The organism is Leifsonia sp. RCC_180, assembly GCF_058138205.1.
Genome location: NZ_CP200340.1, coordinates 2,473,539 through 2,491,839, shown reverse-complemented (window position 1 = coordinate 2,491,839; position 18,301 = coordinate 2,473,539). Strand labels below are relative to the sequence as shown.

Annotated in this window: 18 protein-coding genes; 12 read left to right on the top strand and 6 right to left on the bottom strand. The window is 69.6% G+C overall.

From position 1 onward, the window contains the following. From AB7E03_RS12260 to AB7E03_RS12250, 3 genes are read left to right on the top strand one after another with little or no spacing between them, the layout of a single operon-like run. Complete coding sequence (locus tag AB7E03_RS12260) at positions 1-537, top strand: HPP family protein (RefSeq protein ID WP_489941678.1); 537 nt, start codon at positions 1-3, stop codon at positions 535-537. Further along, positions 534-1,412, top strand: a complete 879-nt coding sequence (locus tag AB7E03_RS12255; RefSeq protein WP_489941677.1) for a DUF6457 domain-containing protein — start codon at positions 534-536, stop codon at positions 1,410-1,412. The genes AB7E03_RS12260 and AB7E03_RS12255 overlap by 4 nt, the downstream gene beginning before the upstream one ends. Further along, positions 1,409-2,575: a molybdopterin molybdotransferase MoeA gene (locus AB7E03_RS12250; RefSeq protein ID WP_489941676.1), complete on the top strand. Its 1,167-nt coding sequence runs from the start codon at positions 1,409-1,411 to the stop codon at positions 2,573-2,575. Before AB7E03_RS12255 ends, AB7E03_RS12250 begins: the two co-directional genes overlap by 4 nt. A gap of 15 nt (positions 2,576-2,590) precedes the next feature. Here the strand turns inward: AB7E03_RS12250 and AB7E03_RS12245 are convergent, their stop codons facing one another. After that, positions 2,591-3,487, bottom strand: a complete 897-nt coding sequence (locus tag AB7E03_RS12245) for a glucose 1-dehydrogenase (RefSeq protein ID WP_489941675.1) — start codon at positions 3,485-3,487, stop codon at positions 2,591-2,593. Positions 3,488-3,771: 284 nt separating this feature from the next. Here AB7E03_RS12245 and AB7E03_RS12240 point away from each other — a divergent pair, with 284 nt between their 5' ends. The 8 genes from AB7E03_RS12240 (at position 3,772) to AB7E03_RS12205 (ending at position 12,560) form a co-directional block, all read left to right on the top strand. Continuing rightward, positions 3,772-4,773, top strand: a complete 1,002-nt coding sequence (locus tag AB7E03_RS12240) for an SIS domain-containing protein (protein ID WP_489941674.1) — start codon at positions 3,772-3,774, stop codon at positions 4,771-4,773. 10 nt (positions 4,774-4,783) lie between these two features. After that, the gene (locus tag AB7E03_RS12235) at positions 4,784-5,707 is read left to right on the top strand and encodes a PfkB family carbohydrate kinase (RefSeq protein WP_489941673.1); all 924 of its coding nucleotides are present in this window, start codon (positions 4,784-4,786) and stop codon (positions 5,705-5,707) included. 35 nt (positions 5,708-5,742) lie between these two features. Next, the gene (locus AB7E03_RS12230; RefSeq protein WP_489941672.1) at positions 5,743-6,840 is read left to right on the top strand and encodes a LacI family DNA-binding transcriptional regulator; all 1,098 of its coding nucleotides are present in this window, start codon (positions 5,743-5,745) and stop codon (positions 6,838-6,840) included. A 308-nt stretch (positions 6,841-7,148) separates the two neighbouring features. Next, positions 7,149-8,474, top strand: coding sequence for an ABC transporter substrate-binding protein (locus AB7E03_RS12225; protein ID WP_489941671.1), 1,326 nt, complete (start codon positions 7,149-7,151; stop codon positions 8,472-8,474). Continuing rightward, positions 8,471-9,469: a carbohydrate ABC transporter permease gene (locus AB7E03_RS12220; RefSeq protein WP_489941670.1), complete on the top strand. Its 999-nt coding sequence runs from the start codon at positions 8,471-8,473 to the stop codon at positions 9,467-9,469. Before AB7E03_RS12225 ends, AB7E03_RS12220 begins: the two co-directional genes overlap by 4 nt. Next, positions 9,463-10,299 carry a carbohydrate ABC transporter permease gene (locus AB7E03_RS12215; RefSeq protein ID WP_489941669.1) on the top strand — a complete coding sequence of 279 codons (837 nt, stop codon included), beginning with the start codon at positions 9,463-9,465 and terminating at the stop codon, positions 10,297-10,299. Before AB7E03_RS12220 ends, AB7E03_RS12215 begins: the two co-directional genes overlap by 7 nt. 272 nt (positions 10,300-10,571) lie before the next feature. Next, positions 10,572-11,453: an MFS transporter gene (locus AB7E03_RS12210; protein WP_489941668.1), complete on the top strand. Its 882-nt coding sequence runs from the start codon at positions 10,572-10,574 to the stop codon at positions 11,451-11,453. A 225-nt stretch (positions 11,454-11,678) separates the two neighbouring features. Beyond that, entirely contained in the window at positions 11,679-12,560 is an 882-nt protein-coding gene (locus AB7E03_RS12205) for a manganese catalase (protein WP_441784041.1), read from the top strand. Between the two features lie 3 nt (positions 12,561-12,563). On the opposite strand, the gene AB7E03_RS12200 is transcribed toward AB7E03_RS12205, so the two are convergent. From AB7E03_RS12200 to AB7E03_RS12180, 5 genes are read right to left on the bottom strand one after another with little or no spacing between them, the layout of a single operon-like run. After that, positions 12,564-14,036: an aminotransferase class I/II-fold pyridoxal phosphate-dependent enzyme gene (locus tag AB7E03_RS12200; protein WP_489941667.1), complete on the bottom strand. Its 1,473-nt coding sequence runs from the start codon at positions 14,034-14,036 to the stop codon at positions 12,564-12,566. 43 nt (positions 14,037-14,079) lie between these two features. Further along, entirely contained in the window at positions 14,080-15,273 is a 1,194-nt protein-coding gene (locus tag AB7E03_RS12195; protein ID WP_489941666.1) for an MFS transporter, read from the bottom strand. Between the two features lie 55 nt (positions 15,274-15,328). Then, entirely contained in the window at positions 15,329-16,267 is a 939-nt protein-coding gene (locus AB7E03_RS12190) for a helix-turn-helix transcriptional regulator (protein ID WP_489941665.1), read from the bottom strand. Positions 16,268-16,321: 54 nt separating this feature from the next. Continuing rightward, complete coding sequence (locus AB7E03_RS12185) at positions 16,322-16,495, bottom strand: hypothetical protein (protein ID WP_489941664.1); 174 nt, start codon at positions 16,493-16,495, stop codon at positions 16,322-16,324. Then, a complete protein-coding gene (locus AB7E03_RS12180; protein ID WP_489941663.1) occupies positions 16,492-16,899 on the bottom strand; it encodes a ChaB family protein in 408 nt (135 codons plus the stop codon). The genes AB7E03_RS12185 and AB7E03_RS12180 overlap by 4 nt, the downstream gene beginning before the upstream one ends. A 185-nt stretch (positions 16,900-17,084) precedes the next feature. On the opposite strand from AB7E03_RS12180, the gene AB7E03_RS12175 reads away from it, so the two are divergent. Then, positions 17,085-18,299, top strand: a complete 1,215-nt coding sequence (locus AB7E03_RS12175) for a zinc-dependent alcohol dehydrogenase (RefSeq protein ID WP_489941662.1) — start codon at positions 17,085-17,087, stop codon at positions 18,297-18,299. Positions 18,300-18,301: the final 2 nt, after the last annotated feature.

The following is an 18,301-nucleotide window of genomic DNA, read 5'->3' as shown; positions in this document are numbered from 1 at the left end:
ATGAAACCGTCACTGTTGTCACGTGCGTCGAAGCGGGCCGGCGAGGCGGGAGCCGGTGTCTACACCGGCGTCCTGTCGCTGATCGTGCTCGCCGCCTCCGGTGCAATCGGCCTGCTGCTGAGTTCGCCCTGGCTCTTCCCCAGCCTCGGCCCGACCGTCATGCTCATCTTCGGCGCTCCGTCGGAGCGGTCCTCGCGCCCGGTGAACGCCGCCGTCGGCCATGCCGTGGCGATCGTCGCCGGCGTGGTGTGCCTTTTCCTGTTCGGGATGAACGGCAAGCCATCGGCGCCGTCTGCAGGGCTCACCGTGGGGTATGTGCTCGCCGGCGCCCTCTCGGTCGCGATCACGGCGTTCGTGCTGCACGTGCTGAAGCTGCAGCATCCACCCGCCGGGGCCACGACGCTGATCGTCAGCCTGGGGGTGATCGCCACACCGCCGGGCATCCTGTCGATGGCTGCGGCGATCGCGTTCACGATCGTCGTCGGGTGGGGCGTCAACTGGGCTCTCGGCGAGCGTCCGCCCGGCGTGACGGCATGACACGTGTCGAGGCGGTGATCGTGGTGGCCGGCGGGCGATCCAGCCGGTTCGGCTCCGACAAGCTGGAGCACCGCGTCGGCGGGCTCACCCTGCTGGAGCGGACGGTGGATGCTGCCGGTGCGGCCGGCCGGGTGGTGCTGGTGTCGGCGGCGGAGGTTCCCGCCGGCGTTGCGGTCGCGGTGTCGGAGAGTCCCCGCTGGGGCGGGCCGTGCGCGGCGATCGCGGCGGGGCTGGATGCGGCGGTGCGGGATGCGGCGGTGCTGGATGCGGCGGACGCGGATGTGTCCGCCGGCGACGTCCTGATCCTGCCAGCCGACCTCGCTGATCCGTACGCCGCCGTCGCCGCATTGACCGAGATCGACGAGGGCGTCCTCACCGACGCCGACGGTCATTCGCAGTGGCTGCTCGCCCGCGCACCGCTGGCTGCCCTGCTGCGCCGCGCTGCCCAACTGCGACAGGAACGCCGGGAATTGGACGGGGTGTCCGCCCGCGACCTGCTCGGTTCCATCCACGGCCGCCATTCCGTCGCCGCAGCCGTCTCGACCGACATCGATACCCGGGACGACCTTGGCGCCCTAGACGGACCCGCGCCCGACGAGCCGACCCTCCCATCCGCCGCCCCCGAGAGGAACCACGCCATGGAACCGTCCGAACTCGACGCCTGGGCCGACGAGGCCGCCGCTGTCGTCGGCACCCGGCTGGAGCCCGGCGACGTCGCCGCCGTTCTCGACCTGGCCAGGGACGCCGCCCACGGCATCGCGCGCCCGGCCGCGCCGCTGACGACGTTCATCGCCGGGATCGCCGTCGGTCGGGGTCAGCCGCTCCCAGAGGCCATTGCGGCACTTCTCGCTGCGATCGACAGGCGGTCGTCGTGACCTCCTGGCGGGAGGCGCGGCGGATCGCGGAACAGCTGGGACGCGAGACGCCGACCCGGGTGCTGACCGTGCCGGTCGGCCGGGCGGCCGGTCTCGTCCTCGCGGCGGACGTCTGCTGCGGGCGCCCGCTGCCTCCGTTCGACAACTCCGCGATGGACGGCTGGGCGGTCGCCGGCGACGGCCCGTGGCGCGTGGGCGAGCCCGTGCTCGCGGGCAGTATCCCTCCGGCGCTTCCCCTCGCGCCGGGCGAGGCGCGCCCCGTCGCCACCGGCGCGCCCGTGCCGCCGGGGACACTGACGGTGCTCCGCACGGAGGACGCCGTGGTGGAGGGTGCAGCAGCGGACGAGGGCGCCGACCTCCTCGATGTGCCCGGGTCGTGGATCCCGGGCCGCGACATCCGGCGGGCGGGTGAAGAGGCGGATCAGGGGGAGGTGCTGCTCACGGCGGGGTCGGTGCTCACGCCTCCCGCTCTGGGCCTCGTCAGCGCTGCGGGCGTGCGGCACATCGACGTCTCATCGCCGCCGCTCGTGACCTTCGTGGCGATCGGGGACGAACTCGCCGGTGCGGAGCCGGCCCCCGGTCAGCTCATCGACAGCCTCACCCCGATGATGCCGTCGGTACTCGCAGGCCTCGGCGGGCGCTGCGCGACGACCGCGCGGTCCTTGGATCGCCCGGCGGAAGTCGCCGCGGCGATACGCCGCGCCCGCACCGAGACCGTGGTCACGTCCGGCGGAACAGCCCATGGCCCGGCCGACCCGGTGCGCGAGGCGCTCGACCGGCTCGGGGCGCGCATCCTGATCGACGGGATCGACCTGCGGCCCGGCGGCTCGCTCCTGCTGGCGCGCCTGGATGACGACCGTCACGTGCTGTCGTTGCCGGGCAATCCGCTCGCCGCCGTCGTGGCGCTGCTCATGGTCGGCTGGCCGCTGCTCCAGGGCCGGCTCGGTCGCGCGGCGCCCGAGCCGGCGCCCTGTGCGGCCCCGACCGGATCCGCGGGCGACGACCGCGAGCGGGCGGTGGCCTGCGCGCTGGTGGACGGCGTACCCGTCGCGCTGCCGTACCAGCGGTCCGGGATGCTTCGCGGGATCGCGTCCGCATCCCACCTCGCGCTCGTCCGCAGGACCCAGGCGGAGCTGTTGCGGCTCCCCTGGGCCTGCGACTGAGCGCGTGGGCGCTTCTTACGGCGTGGGCATCCCGCCGGTCACCGCGAGGGTCTCGCCGAGGACGTAGCTCGACTCCGGCGAGGCGAGGAAGACATACGCGGGCGCGAGCTCGGCCGGCTGGCCCGCGCGCCCGAGCGGGGTCTGCTGCCCGAACTCGGGGATCGCCTCGGGCAGCTGGCCCTTGCTGACCTGCAGCGGCGTCCAGATCGGGCCGGGTGCGACGGCGTTCACGCGGATGCCCTTGGGCGCCAACTGCTGGGCGAGGGCCTTGGTGAACGCGTTGATCGCGGCCTTGGTCGTTGCGTACTCGACGAGCTGCTCGCCCGGCTGATACGCCTGGATGGACGTGGTGTTGATGATCGTCGCGCCTGCCGGCAGGTGCGGGAGCGCCGCCCGGGTCAGCCAGAACATCGCATAGACGTTCGTCTTCATCGTGTGGTCGAACTGGTCGTCGGGGACATCGGTGAGACTCTCGGTGGCGACCTGCTTGCCGGCGTTGTTCACCAGGATGTCGATCCCACCGAGCTCGTCGAGCGCGCGGCGGACGATCTCGTCGCTGAACGCGCGCTCCTTGAGGTCGCCGGGGATGGTGACCGCGGTGCGGCCGGCGTCACGGATGATCCCGGCGATGCGCTGAGCATCCTCTTCCTCTTCTGGCAGGTAGACGATCGCGACGTCGGCGCCCTCGCGGGCGAAGGCGATGGCGGTCGCTGCGCCGATCCCGGAGTCGCCGCCGGTCACGATCGCCTTGCGCCCCGTGAGGCGGCCGGTGCCGACGTAGCTGTCCTCGCCAAGGTCGGCGGCCGGGTTGAGGTCGCTCTCGAGGCCTGGCTCGGGGACCTGCTCCTCGTCGGGGGAGATGGACGGATAGCGGTCGACGGGGTTGTCGAAGGTGTACTGGTTCTCTGGCATACCCTCACGCAATCACGCCTCGCGCACGCGTCCAGGGGGATGCATCACGCCCGCCCTTGGGGTACTGGCCCGTCCCTCCCGTCCCTCCCCTCCCGCGCCTCGCCCATCCCTCACCGTCGAGTGGTGACATCTCGTCACCACTCGACGCGCGAACCCGCAACGACTCACCACTCGACCAAGGGATGCGACGAAACGGAGGGATGGATGTTGCGCGATGGCGGAGCGTGTGCCAGCATTGAGACGAATTGATACCGGTACCAAAACGGATCGGTGGAGGGAGACACATGCTGGGCTTCAACGAAGAGGAATTCCTGGAGCAGGTGCGGAGCACCGTCGCGCTCCGGTCGCAGATCGAGGAGCTGGCCGAGCGCGTGAGCGCAGGCCGCTGGAAGAACATCTACTTCATCGGCGCGGGCGGCACCTACGCCGCAGCGCTGCCGTACGAGCGCTTCTTCCAGACGCGCTCCGCGTTCCCGGTGCGCGCCGTCATCGGCAAGGAGTTCGTGCTCGCGCCGGACCCGCAGTTCGGCCCCGACTCGGTCGCGATCTTCGCCTCCGTCTCCGGTACGACCGAGGACATCCTCGACTGCGTCGAGTTCGCCCGCGAGAAGGGCGCCCTGACCATCGGCTTCACCGGTCAGGCCGACAGCCCGATCGCATCCGCCGTGGATGAGGTGCTCCTGTCGGCGCCCAAGGCGTGGCCGTTCGACGTGCAGTTCCTCACCTTCGGCGCGAAGTTCCTCTCGCTCCGCGGCGAGTTCGACGGCTACGACCGTCTCGTGAAGGACCTCGAGGCGATCCCGGAGGCGCTGATCGCGGTGACGAAGCAGGCCGACCCGATCGGCAAGGCCTTCGCCGAGAAGCACGCCGAGAACGACTACCACTTCCTGACCGGCGCCGGCCAGCTGTGGGGCTTCACCTACCTCTACTCGATGTGCATCCTCGAGGAGATGCAGTGGCTCAAGACGACGCGCGTCCACGCCGCCGAGTTCTTCCACGGCTCGCTGGAGCTCATCGAGAAGGACACCAGCATCATCGTGTTCGCCGGTGAGGATGAGACCCGGCCGCTCACCGACCGCGTCATCTCCTTCGCCAAGGAGTACAGCGACGACGTCACCGTCATCGACACCAAGGAGTACGAGCTGCCGGGCGTGAGCGACGAGTTCCGCGGTCTTCTGGCTCCGATCGTCGTGGATGCTGTCGTCGACCGCTTCAGCAAGCACCTCGCCCAGGTGCGCGACCACTCCCTCGACCTGCGCCGCTACTACCGCGTCGTGGCGTACTGAGCAGGCACCGATGAGCACGGTGCGCGTCCTCGGTCTCGGGGACAACATCGTCGACCGGTTCGTCGACCGCGGGGTCGAGTATCCGGGAGGGAACGCCGTGAACGTCGCGGTGTTCGCGCGGCAGCTCGGCGCCGAGGCAGCCTACCTCGGGGTCTTCGGCGACGATGAGCAGGGGCGCTTCGTGCGGCAGGCCATCGAGGACTGCGGGGTCGACACCTCGCGGTCCTCGGTGCGCCCTGGCCCGAACGGCGTGACGGAGATCGAGACGGTCGACGGCGAGCGACGGTTCCTCGGCTGGAACCACGGCGGCGTCACCCTCAGCGATCCGGTCGTGCTGGGGGAGGAGGACGTGCGTTACGCGGCGGGCTTCTCGCTCATCCACTCGAGTGCGTACTCCGGCGTCATCCCGGAGCTGCCGAAGCTCAGCGCCACGCGGACCCTGCGATCGTACGACTTCTCGTCCGAGCCGGAGTACCGCACCGGGGAGTACCTGGATGCGGTCGGCCCGTGGATCGACCTGGCCCTGGTCTCGCTCGGCGGGATGTCGCGCACCGACACGTGGGCGGAGCTGCGCCGCATCGCATCACACGGTCCGTCGCTCGTGCTGGGGACCCTGGGCGACGCCGGAGCCGTGCTGTTCGACGGCGACGCCTACTACTACTCCGACGCGGCCCCCGTGCCGGGTCCGTTCCTCGACACGATGGGATGCGGCGACGCGTACGTGAGCGCGTTCGTGGTTGAATTGCTGCGGTCCGGCTGGCGCAGGAATGCGCGACCGGGTGGCGCGGCGCTGCATCGGTCGATGCGGCGTGCGGCGCAGTTCGCCGCACGGCAGTGCACGGCCGAGGGGGCGTTCGGTCACGGACGTCCGGTTGACGAGACGGCGCGGACGGTCGGCTCGCTGCCGCCGGTGGCGGCGGGCGACGTGGGCTGAGGGCGTGAGCCGCCCCGGATCAGGAAGGGGTGGCGATGTCCACGGAACGCGACCACCGCATCCCGTCGCCGACGATCTCCGAGGTGGCGGCCGCGGCCGGTGTCGGCCGTGCCACCGTCGCGCGCACGCTCGGCGGCTACGGCTCGGTCAGCCCCAAGACGCGTGACCGCATCCTCGCCGTCGCGAAGGAGCTCGGCTACCGGCCGAACTCGATCGCGCGGAGCATGACCACCGGCGAGACGCGGACGCTCGGCGTCGTGCTGGCCGACGTCGGCAACCCGTTCTTCGCGGGCGTGCTGCGCGGCATCACCGATGCCGCCCGTAAGGCCGACTACGACGTGCTCGTGCTGAGCACCGACGAGGATCTGCAGCTGGAGGCGGCGGCCATCGAGGTGCTCGTCGACAAGCAGGTCGACGGGATCGCGCTGGCGCCGGCCGCAGGCCGCACGGCCGAACTGCCGCACCTTGACATCGTCGCCAAGCGCGAGATCCCGCTGGTGCTTCTCGACCGGCTGGTGGACACGGTGGAGGCGGACGCGGTCGTCATCAACAACCGTGAGGCGTCGCGGCAGGCCGTCACGGCGCTGATCGAGCGGGGACACCGGCGGATCGCGTTCGTCTGGGGGCCGGTCACCAACGAGCCGGCGGCCGACGCGGACGACCTCCGCCGCATCCTCGACCACGCCCTGTGGAGCGACGGCGAGCGTCTGCTCGGGTACCTGGATGCGCTGGAGCTCGCCGGCATCCCCTTCGACACGTCGCTGGTGACTCATGTGCTCAAGAACGAGTCCCAGGCGACCAGGGCGGTGCTCGGGATGCTGTCCCTCTCCGACCCGCCGACCGCGATCTTCGCGACCGAGACGGATGCGCTGACCGGTTCGCTGCGCGCGATGCGGCAGCGCGGGCTGCGCTGCCCGGAAGACGTGTCGCTGATCGGCTTCGACGACAGCTCGTGGGCGAGCGTCATGACGCCGCCCATGTCCGTCGTCGCGCAGCCGATGCACCAGCTCGGCGAGCTGACCGCCGAGTGCCTGCTGGCGCGGGTCGCCGGCAGCGACGCTCCCGTCGCCACGCACGTCCTGGAGGCCGACTTCGTGGAGCGCGACTCCGTCGCGGCCCCGCCCCGCCGCTAGCGCGCCGCCGCCCTCCCCGCCCCGCGAGTAGCGACATCTAGTCACCACTCGCCCGGAATAGGCGCATCCACTCACCACTCGCCGAACGAGGTGCTCGTAGTTGCGCGCGACACGCCGCGCACGACCGCACCTGCGAGCACCTCACGAGGCACTGGAGGGAACGGCCGGCGGAACACCGCGCGTTGGTCAGTGTTGATACCGGTACCAAAATCACGTATAGTCATCGCAACCGGCCGCAGGAGCGGCCCAGTACCGATCCAAAGACGGGTCAGCGGACACCCCCGACCGCACGACCCGCACGACGGGAGATGAGCGTGAAGAAGATCAGGACCATCACGGCAGCGGCGGCGGGCGTCATGGCGCTAGCGCTCACTGCCTGCTCCTCCGGCGGCGGCGGCGCATCGGCTGACATCGCGGCGAAGCCCGACTACTCCGGCAGCATCAGCATCCTCACTGCGGCAGCGGGCGACCCGCTCGGCTCGTACTTCGAGAACCTGGTGAAGGACTACAAGAAGCTCCATCCCGACGTGAAGATCACGCTGGCGCAGGAGACCGACGACAACGCGATCAAGGACAAGGAGAAGGTCCTGATCGGGTCGCAGTCGCTGCCGGACATCTACTTCAGCTACGCCGGCAACTGGGGCGAGAACTTCGCCGCCAACGGTCTGGCCGTCGACCTCAGCTCCGTCATCGCGCCCGGCACGACCTGGGGCGACACCTTCGGCGAGGGATCGCTCAACGCCTTCAAGTACGACGGCAAGTACTACGGCATCCCGCAGTACGTCGACGGCAAGTTCATGGGCTACAACAAGAAGATCTTCTCCGACCTCGGACTCGACGTGCCGAAGAGCCTCGACGAGCTGATCTCCGACTGCTCGACCATCAAGGCCGCCGGCTACGTGCCCGTCGCGTTCGGCAACAAGGACGGCTGGCCGGGCCTCCACTACCTCGGGCAGCTGTTCGCCTACGACGTGCCGCAGAAGACCCTCCAGGCCGACCTGCTGCCGAAGACGGCGAAGTACACCGACGAGGGCTACCTGAAGGGCATGAAGCAGTTCCAGCAGCTGGTCACCGAATGCACCGGCGACGCCGGGAATTCAAACGGTGTCACCTACACGACGGCTCAGCAGCAGCAGGCGACCGGCAAGGCAGCCATGTACTACCAGGAGCTCATCGAGTTCGACTCCGTCAACACGAAGGACAGCCAGCTCAGCAAGGACGGCTTCGGCATCTTCCCGCTGCCGGCCGCCGAGGGAGCGAAGGGCGACACCTCCACGCTGGAGGCAGCACCTGAGGGTTACATGATCAACAAGAAGAGCAAGAACGCCGCTCTCGCCCTCGACTTCATGAAGTTCGTCATGAACAAGAAGAACGCGACCACGCTCTCCTCGCCGCCGTACGGTCAGCCGAGCGCGGTGAAGGATGTGGTGACCGACCAGATCGCGACCCCGGCCGTCGCCGAAGGCACCAAGCTGGTCAACGACGCGAAGTCGACGGTCGTCTGGCTCGACATGGCCAACGTCCCGTCGGTCGGCGACGCGTGGGTCTCCGTGTCCGAAGGTCTCGTCTCCGGCAGCCTCACCCCCGAGGCGGCTCTGAAGGCCGTGCGACAGGCGTCCGAGAAGGCGAAATGACCACCACCCAGGCGCCTCAGGCCCCCGTGGGGCCGCGTCCGATCCCCACCCGGGGATCCGGGCGCGGCCGCACGGCCGCAGCTCCCGGCGACGCGTCCCCGCGTGCGGCGAAGCGCGGCGTCGCGCGCTGGCGGGGCCTGGTCTGGCTGATCCCGGCGCTGGCCGTCCTGGCGGTCTTCGTCTACTGGCCGCTGCTGCAGAACATCGTCTTCAGCTTCCTGAAGTGGAACATCTACAGCGGCGAGCAGACCTTCGTCGGCGGTGACAACTACGCCGACCTGGCTCAGGATCCCGTGTTCTGGCGGGCCCTCGGCAACAACACCTGGTACGCCGCCCTGTCGATCGTGTTCCAGGTCTTCGGCGCTCTGGTGCTCGCCGCGATCGTCGAGAGCGTGCGCAATGAGCGCTGGCGCAAGGCGTTCCGCGCGATCTACTTCATCCCCTCGGCGATCTCGCTGACCGTCGCGGGCCTCCTGTTCTACTTCATCTACCAGCCCCAGACCGGGATGCTGAACGTCTTCCTCGACAACGTCGGGCTCGGCCAGTTCTCGCAGGCGTGGCTGGGCCACGAGGGCACGGCCATCTTCGCGATCATCGCGATGAGCCAGTGGCAGGGCTTCGGCTACAGCGTCCTGCTGTTCTCGGTGGCGCTGCAGCGCATCCCTCAGGAGCTGTACGAAGCGGCGAACCTCGATGGCGTGGGACCGATCCGCCGCTTCTTCCAGGTATCGCTGCCGCTGGTGCGGGAGATGACAGGCCTGATGATGATCGTCACGATCTCGGGGGCGTTCCAGGTCTTCAACGAGGTCATGGTGATGACGAGCGGAGGCCCGAACAACTCAAGTCAGGTGCTCGGCACGTGGCTGTACCACGCCGGGTTCGTCACCAACGACTTCGGCTCGGCGGCCGCGATCGGCGTCGCCATCTTCGTCATCACCCTGCTGCTGGCCGCCGCCCAGCTGGCCTACTCGCGCAAGAGGAGAGTGGAATGGTAGCCCTCGCCCGTCTCGGCCGCGGCGTCCGCGCCGCCCTCGTCTGGGCCCTGCTGGTCGCCCTTGCGGTCATCGTCCTCTACCCGCTGTTGTGGATGGTGACCAACGCTCTGAAGACCAACGCGGAGCTGTTCGGCAACCCGTTCGCGCTGCCCACGGAGTGGCTGTGGCGCAACTTCGCGACGGCCTGGCGGCAGGGCGTCGGCGACTTCGTCCTCACGAGCGTGTCGCTGACGGTGATCGCGACGCTGATCACCGAACTGATCAGCGCGTGGGCGGCCTACGGTCTGACGCGGGTGAACATCCCACTGAACCGCACGTTCACCGTCATCGTGCTCGCCGGCCTGATGCTGGCGCCGACCGTCGCTCTGATTCCGCTGGTGAAGCTCTTCCAGGCGTGGGGGCTGTACGACACCTTCTTCGGGCTGCTGATCCTGTACACGGCGTTCCGCATCCCGTTCACCGTCTTCCTGATGCGGGCGTACATGCTCGACCTGCCGCGGGAAGTGGATGAGGCCGCCTCGATCGACGGCGCCTCGCGGGCGGCGACGTTCTGGCGCATCATCCTGCCGATGAGCATGCCGATCGTCGCGACGACCATCGTGCTGAACGTGCTGCAGAACTGGAACGAGTACCTGTTCGCGATGATCTTCACCAGCGGAACGGGCGTCCAGACCCTGCCGGTCGGCCTCGCCGACATGATGTCGAAGAACGGCACGCAGTACCCGGTCGTCTTCGCCGGGATGGTGATGGCCGCGCTCCCGATGGTGATCCTTTTCTTCGTGTGCCAGCGCTACTTCGTGCGCGGTCTCGCCGGCGGCGTTGGCAAGTAGCGGGGTGCGGACGTACCTGGAGCTCGTCCGCGTCCCCGGCGTCCTGCGGGTCACCGTCTCGCAGCTGGTGGCGCGCTTCCCGCTCGGGATGCTGTCGCTGGCCGTGTTGCTCCACGTCCGGCACGCGACCGGGTCGTACGCCCTTGCGAGGCTCGTGGTCGCCAGTGTGAGAGTCGGCGAGGCGGTGGCCATGCCGCTCGTGAGCCGATCGGTCGGCGTGCTGGGCATCCGCCCGCCGGTGCTGGTGGCCGCCAGTACTGAACGCGACCGGGATGCTGCTGCTCGCGTTCGGCCCGTCGGAGCCCGCGCTGCTCGTCGGGGTCGGGGTCATGATCGGCGCCTCCGTCCCTCCGCTGATGCCGGTCGTCCGCGCGCTGTACCCGCGGCTGGTGCCGCGTCGGGCGGTGCCGGCGCTGTTCGCCCTCGACACGTCGGCGCAGGAGCTGATCTGGATCACGGGGCCGGTCGCCGCGACGCTGCTCAGCGGTGCCGTCTCGACGCAGGCGCCGCTCGTGCTCGCCGCCGCCGTCACCCTCGGTGGCACCGTCTGGTTCCTGCTCACCCCGCACATCGCGGGTGTCCGGCTGCCCCGCAGCGAGTCGCGGCCGGGCACGGTGTTGCTCACGCGCGCTGTACGGCTGGCCGCGGCATCCAGCTTCGCCCTCATCGCGTCATTCGCGGCGCTGGAGATCGCGCTGGTGGCGCGGTTCGAGGGTCACGGCGTGCTCGCGGGGCTCGCCATCGCGGTGTCGAGCCTCGGTTCGCTGATCGGCGGGATCGCCTTCGGGCATCGGCGCATCGGTCCGAAGGGCCTCGCTGCGGTACTCGGCGGGGTGGCCGTCGCGACGGCGGCCGCGGGGCTCGTGCCGGGCATCCCGCTGCTCTACGGCGTGCTGTTCCTCTCGGGGCTCGGCTTCGCGCCCTCCCTCGCCGCGCTCTATGCCATGGTCTCGGGTGCCCTCCCGGAGTCGTCGACGCCGGAGGCGTTCGGCTGGCTCAACACGGCCGGGCTGGTGGGGGGCGCCGCCGGCACCGCCGTCGCGGGGGTGCTCGGCGACGCCCTCGGCCCCGCCGGCCCGTTCGTCGCGGCGACCGCTGCCTCGGCCGTCGCCGCCCTCCTGCCGCTGCTGCCCGGCCTCCGCCCGCGCGCCTGAATAGCGCCGACGCGGGGCGAACGCCGCTCTGCGTCACGTCTGCGCCTGCGCGCGCAGCCGCGCACGTTACGGGAGGCGGCGCTCGCGGGCTAGGAGCTAGGGCCCGAGAGCGCGAGCGGGCAGAAAACGTGTCCCCATTGAGCCCTTCAGCGTGCGACCTGTCAACGGCTGGGATGCCCCGATGTCGCGCGTAGACGTGGAGGCAACCAGAAAGGGGACACTCGTATGTTCTTCCACCGTCAGGAGATGCAGCACACCGCAAAGCCGGACAAGCCGGATGCCGTCTACGCCCGCAAACTTCAGGAGGTGCTCGGCGGTCAGTACGGCGAGATCACCGTCGCGATGCAGTACGGCTTCCAGGCCTGGAACGCGCACATCCCGGGCAAGTACCGCGACCTCCTCTACGGCATCGGGGCTGAGGAGTTCGGCCACGTCGAGATGCTGGCCGTCATGATCGCCCAGCTGCTGGAGAAGTCGCCGCTCGGGATCACCGAGGACGCCGTCCAGGACGACCCGGTCGTCGCGGCGGTCGTCGGGGGCACGGATGTGCAGCACGCCATCGTCGCGGGCGCCGGCGCGCGTCCCGTCGACAGCAACGGCAACCCGTGGCAGGGCAGCTTCATCACGGCCAGCGGCAACCTGCTGGCCGACTTCACCGCGAACGCCAACGCGGAGATGCAGGGGCGCCTCCAGGTCGCGCGGCTGTACCACATGACCGACGACGCGGGCGTTCGTGACCTGCTCTCGTTCCTGCTGGCCCGCGACACCATGCACCAGAACCAGTGGATCGCCGCGGCCGCCGAACTGCGGGAGGAAGGGACGGAGGACCTCCCGGTCCCGAGCAACTTCCCGCTCAGCAAGGAGGACCGCGACGTGGCCTACGAGTACATCAACTTCTCGGACGGCCCCGCCGCAGCCGAAGGTCGGTGGGCGAGCGGCCCGACGCCCGACGGCAAGGGCGAGTTCACCTACCTCGACGGCCCGCAGGCGACGGTTCCGATGCCGCCGCCCACGCATCCCGATTCGCGGTTCTACGGCACCACCGAGCTGCCGAACACCGTCGAAAAGGTCGCCGGAGCGGTTCAGGACAAGCTCAACAAGGAGTGATCGTCAGTCCTGGTGTGGCAGGCCCCGGGCCACTCGGAACGTGTCGAGGCTCGGGTCTGCCGCATCGGGGATGACCATCCCCGCTTTCACGCCGCTCCGCAGGTAGTCGATGACCGCCTGGTTGATGATCTCGCCGGGCAGGACGGCCGGGATGCCAGGCGGGTACGGCGTCACCTGCTCGGCGGCGACGCGACCGGCCGCCTCCTCAACAGGAACAGCCTCGACGGGTCCGAAGAAGGCGTCGCGCGGCAGAGAGGCCATGACCGGCTGCAGGTCCTTCGCCGTAGGCAGTGTGACGGGCGACGGTTCCGGCATCCCCTCGGCCGCCTCAGGCAGCTGGCCGAGAACGTCGAGCAGGCGACCGGTCGTCTCCTCGTCGTCGGCGATGGAGAGGGTCGCCTCGATGCGGCGGTGGTCGTTGATGCCCACGTCGATCCGGTGCTCGGCACGCAGCCAGTCGGCGACCTGATAGCCGGAGACCCCGAGCTCGCTCACATCGATGAGCACGTGCATCGGGTCGAAGTCGTGCGAGGCCTCCTCCGCGAGCAGCTCGTCGTGCAGAACATGCAGGCCCGGGATGCGCTCGATCGCCTCCCGCGTGCGGGCCGTGAGCGCGAGTGTGTCGCCGAGCAGCTGCGTTCCGTGCTGCACCATCTGCCGCCGCCACCCGTCGATCGCCGCATACAGCAGGACGTTGGCGCTCGTGGTCGCGAGCACGTCGGCACACTGGGAGAGACGGACCGGGTCCACCAGCGAGCCCTGCAGGTGGTAGACGGAGCCCTGCTCGAACCCGATGCCCATCTTGTGGACGCTGACGACGCAGATGTCGGCCCCCGCATCCATCGCCCAGGTCGGCAGATCGTTGTGGAACGGCAGGTGCGCGCCCCACGCTTCGTCGACGATCACCGGCTTGCCGCGCGAGTGGCACACGTCGACGATCGCCTGCAGGTCGGCGCAGGTGCCGTACGGCGTCGGGCTGGTGACGAGGGCCGCGGACGCGTCGGGGTAGCGCTGCCACATCCGCTCGAACTCCTCCGGACCCGGCGGATGCGCGATGTGCTGCTCCTCGTCGTAGCGCGTCGGCACCCACCGCGGCTGCAGCCCGGAGAGGACGAGACCGGCGACGACGGACTTGTGCGCATCCCGCCCGATGATCAGCTCGCCCTCGCCGCGTGTGACGGCCAGGATGGACGCCTTCACCGACAGCGAGCTGCCACAGGTCGAGAAGAAGGCCTGGTCGGCGCCGACGGCGTCCGCCATGAGTTCTTCGGCCGTCGAGAGGTAGCCGTTCGAGGACTTACGGTCGTCGAGCCCCGCCGTCGAGAGCACGTCCTCCCGGAGCGCCCCGCCGAGAACGGCGTTCACGCGCTCGTCGGCGCCGCGACCCTGCCGGTGGCCGGGCGGCGTGAAGCCGTAGCGGTCGAGGCGGTGATAGTCGGCCAGTGCATCCAGAATGGGAGCCTGAGTGTGATCCATACTTCTTCGGTACACCGGCTCTGCGACGAGCGGGAGGGTCTTGTCAGGACGCGTCGACCGGTTCGATGCCGGCTGACCGGCGGCGGAACGCGGGGAGGAGGAATGACAGCCCCGCGAGCACCGCGAACGCGACCGCACACGCGATGATCCCGCCCAGGGAACCTGAGTGGTCGAGCACCAGACCGGCGAGCACCGGTGTGATCGGCGCGAGGAGGCCGGCGATCAGCACCATCGTCGACTGCACCCGACCGACCAGCTCGTCGGGCACGCGCCGGGCGACCTCACCGAACAGCGACGCGGAGACCACCGGTGCAGAGAGGAACGCGACCGCTCCTGCGACACCGATGAGCACCGGCGACTGCAACGGGATGAGTGCAAGCGTCGCCGCGGTGTCGAGCACTGCCGCCGCCCGGAAGACCGCCCCCGGGCGGAGTCTGCGCTGCGCGGCCGGCGTGACCAAGGCGCCGACCAGACCACCGGCCGCACTGATGCTCGACATGAGGCCGATGCCCGCGCTCCCCGCACCGCGATCCTGCGCCACGACGATGACGATCAGGCCAACGGCCGAGAATGTCGCCGTCAGGCCCGCTACCCAGAGCCCGGCGGTGAGGAGCAGCGCATCCTGTCGCAGCCACCGCCACGCGCCGCCCGACGTTGTCGCGTTCGAACGGCTGAGCGGTAGGGACGGCACGGCAGCCACCAGAACCAGCGAGGCCAGGTAGCTGACCGCGTCCACGGCGAAGGGCAGCCACGGAGCCATGCCGAAGAGGACGCCCCCGGCGAGCGGACCCACGAGCCCTGCGAGCTGAGCGCGCGACTGCATCCGTCCGACCGCGATCGCGCGCTGCGGTGCCGGCGTGATCGCCCGCACCATCCGGAACTCCGCCGGCCCGAACACTGCCCCCGCGGTCACTTCGAGGGCGACGATCGCGATCACGAGGCCGGTGCCCGCCACACCCGTGCCGACGGATGCGGCAAGCACGGCCAGCAGGGCACATCGCATCCCATCGGCGGCCAGCATGAGCCCACGTGGGGGCCGCCGGTCGGCCAACGCTCCGGCCGGGATGCGCGTCAGCAGGCCGGCCGCCGCGACCGCCGCGCCCACCAGCCCGGCCTGCGCCGCCGACCCGGTCAACTGCAGGATCAGAAGCGGATACGCCAGCGACGAGACGCTCGTCCCGAACTGGGAGAGCGCCTGCGAGACCCACAGCAGGGCGAAGGAACGGCGCGGGTCCATCCGCGGATTCTACAAATTCTGCGGGCCTGGATGTCAGTGCGCCGGCCTCATGAATTCATCGCGCGAGTGTGGCGGATGGGGACTCGCCGTACTGGTCGCGGTAGCGCCGGGAGAAGCGGTCCAGGTCGGCGAAGCCCCAGCGCGCGGCCACGTCGGCGAGGTCGGTCGTCGGGTCGGAGACCCGCAGCTCGGTGTGGGCGGCCGACAGGCGCACGCGCTGGAGGTAGCCGCGTGCGGTCGTGCCCGAGTGGACGCGGAACGCGGCGTTCAGCTGCGCAAGGGTGGCGCCCGCCGCGCCCGCGATGTCGACGACCGTGATGGGCAGGGACGCGTGATCCTCGATGAACCCGGCGGCCCGGCGGAACTTCTCGAGCTGGCCGGCGGGCGAAAGCGTGCGCTCCTGCGGATCCGCACTCAGGGGAAAGCACTGCAGGGCTGCCATGGACAGCGAGTGGAAGAGGCTCGCACGCACCAGCGGATGCCGAAACGTACCGGCCTGCATGTACTCCGCCGCGGCGGTGGCGGCGTTCAGCATGTGCTCCGAGTGCGACGCGCTGATCGTCTCCGGGGAGTCGAACACGACCGCCAGGTCCTCGTCGCCGTAGGCGGTGCGTGCCACATCCTGCAATGCATCAGGGGATAGGAAGATGTTGACGACGTCGATGCCCTCGGCGTAGCAGGAGAAGTCGTGGCCGGGTCGCACGAGGAACGGCGACCGCGTGCCGACTCCCTGTTGACCGTCGATGTCCCAGCGGTACCGGCCCGAGGTGACGTTCACGATCACCAGGTCGTCGAAGTCGCCGGAAGTCTCCCACTCGCCGCCGATCGCGTAGTGGGCGACCGAAAAGGACTCGTCGGTCGCGACGTCGACATCGAACGAGAACCCGGCATCCGGTTCGGAGGCGAACGCGAAGTGGCCGCCGGATTGCGCGAGCAGGGCGTCTGCTTCAGCGGGATCCGAGGTCTGGCTGTGCAGGCGGGTGAAATCAGCCATCGTTCGACGCTACCCCCGCTTCTCCCACGGCAGGAAGGGATTCCCGGCTGCTACTCAGTCGGCGTGGCCGAGAACCCCGACGGGTATGCCGAACGAGAGCGCGATGCAGATGATGCCGGCGAAGAAGACCAGCCCCTGCCAGCCCGGGAGGGTGTCCGCCAGACCGAGCAGGAAGATCCCGAGCAGGAAGAGGACGAAGCACCCGATGAAAGCCAGAACGTCGCTCACGATTTACCTTTCTTCCGCTGCGCGGACGTCTCGCGGCGGTTGGCTTTTTTGATCTCGTCGACCAGTTCGTCCTTGTTCATCCGGGTGCGGCCGGAGATGTCGAGACGCTTGGCGACATCCAGTAGGTGCGCCTTGGAGGCGTTGGCGTCGACGCCTTCCTGGGTAGACGCCTTGGTGTCGCGGCCGCCTGCCGCTTTGCGGTCGGAAGGTCCGTTCTTGGACTTCCGCTCCCAGTGGTCGCCGACCTTCTCGTACTCGTTCTTCAGGGCGGCGAACGCCGTGCGGTGGGCGCGTTCTCCTTCGCCGTATTCGTCGACGGCGGAGTCGTGCGCCTTCGACCAGAGGTTCTGCGCGTGCTTCTCCGAACGTTCCAGGGTGGAGGGCAGCTCCTGTGATGCGGGCATGATCCTGTGGTACTCCTTCCGATCCGTTTCGGGCTAGTACTTCTCCACAGCTACCCCCTTCATCCGGGTTTTCAACCGTCTCCCGGTCTCGCCGCCGCGGCGCGTACCGTCGCGCCAGTCTGAAGGGAAGACGGGGCCCGACTACGGGCCAACAAGACGAACAGACGGACCCGGGAGGAGACAGCATGAAGGCGATCGTGTGGCACGGGGTGGGCGACATCAGGTTGGACGACGTTCCCGACCCGACGATCCAGGAACCGACGGATGCGATCGTGCGCATCACGACGAGCGCGATCTGCGGCACCGACCTGCATATGATCCGGGGCACGATGTCCGGGATGAAGCCGGGAACGGTCCTCGGCCACGAGGCGATCGGCGTGGTGGAGGAGGTGGGGGATGCCGTCCGCGGGTTCTCCCCGGGCGACCGTGTGATCGTGTGCTCGACGATGTCGTGCGGCGTGTGTCCCCAGTGTCGCGCCGGGAACACGGCGCAGTGCGATGTTGCGAACCCCAATGGTCCGGCAGCCGGCACCGCCTTCTTCGGCGGCCCGGAGCAGACCGGTCCGGTGAACGGCCTGCAGGCTCAGTACGCCCGCATCCCGTGGGCACAGCACACGCTGATCCCGCTGCCCGAGGCGGTCAGCGACGAGCAAGCCATCCTGCTCTCCGACATCTTTCCCACCGCCTGGTTCGGTGCCGAGCTGGCTGGCGTGAAGCGCGGCGACACCGTCGCGGTGTTCGGTGCGGGCATCGTGGGCCAGCTGGCGATCGCGTCCGCTTTCCGCCAGGGCGCCGGCCGGGTGTTCGCCGTCGACGGCATCCAGACGCGGCTCGCGCAGGCGCTCGAGCAGAACGCCGAGATCATCGACTTCAACGCCGAGGCTCCGGTCGATGTCATCCTCGAGCTCACACGCGGAGCGGGCGTGGATGCGGTGATCGATGCCGTCGGGATCGACGCGCAGCGCCCCAAGAGCGGGCCGGCCGCCGCGCAAGCCGCGGAGCAGGCGTCGGAGTTCGAGGAGGCGCAGCAGCAGGTGGCGCCCGAGACCAACAGCCAGGGCGACCTGTGGGTGCCTGGCGACGCCCCGACGCTCGTGTCGCAGTGGGCCGTGGAGTCGGTGGCCAAGGCCGGCCGGATCGGCATCATCGGCGTCTACTCGCCGCAGCTCACCCACTATCCGATCGGCGCGGCGATGAACAAGAACCTGACCGTGAAGATGGGCAACTGCAACCACCGCGCTGTGACGCCGCCCTTGATCGACCTGGTGGCCGCCGGGCTGTTCGACCCGACCCGCTTCATCACCCAGCAGGTCGGTGTCGTGGATGCCGTCGAGGCGTATGAGAGCTTCGACCGTCGCGAGGAGGGGTGGCTGAAGACGGTGCTCGAGCCGTCGGCGTGAGA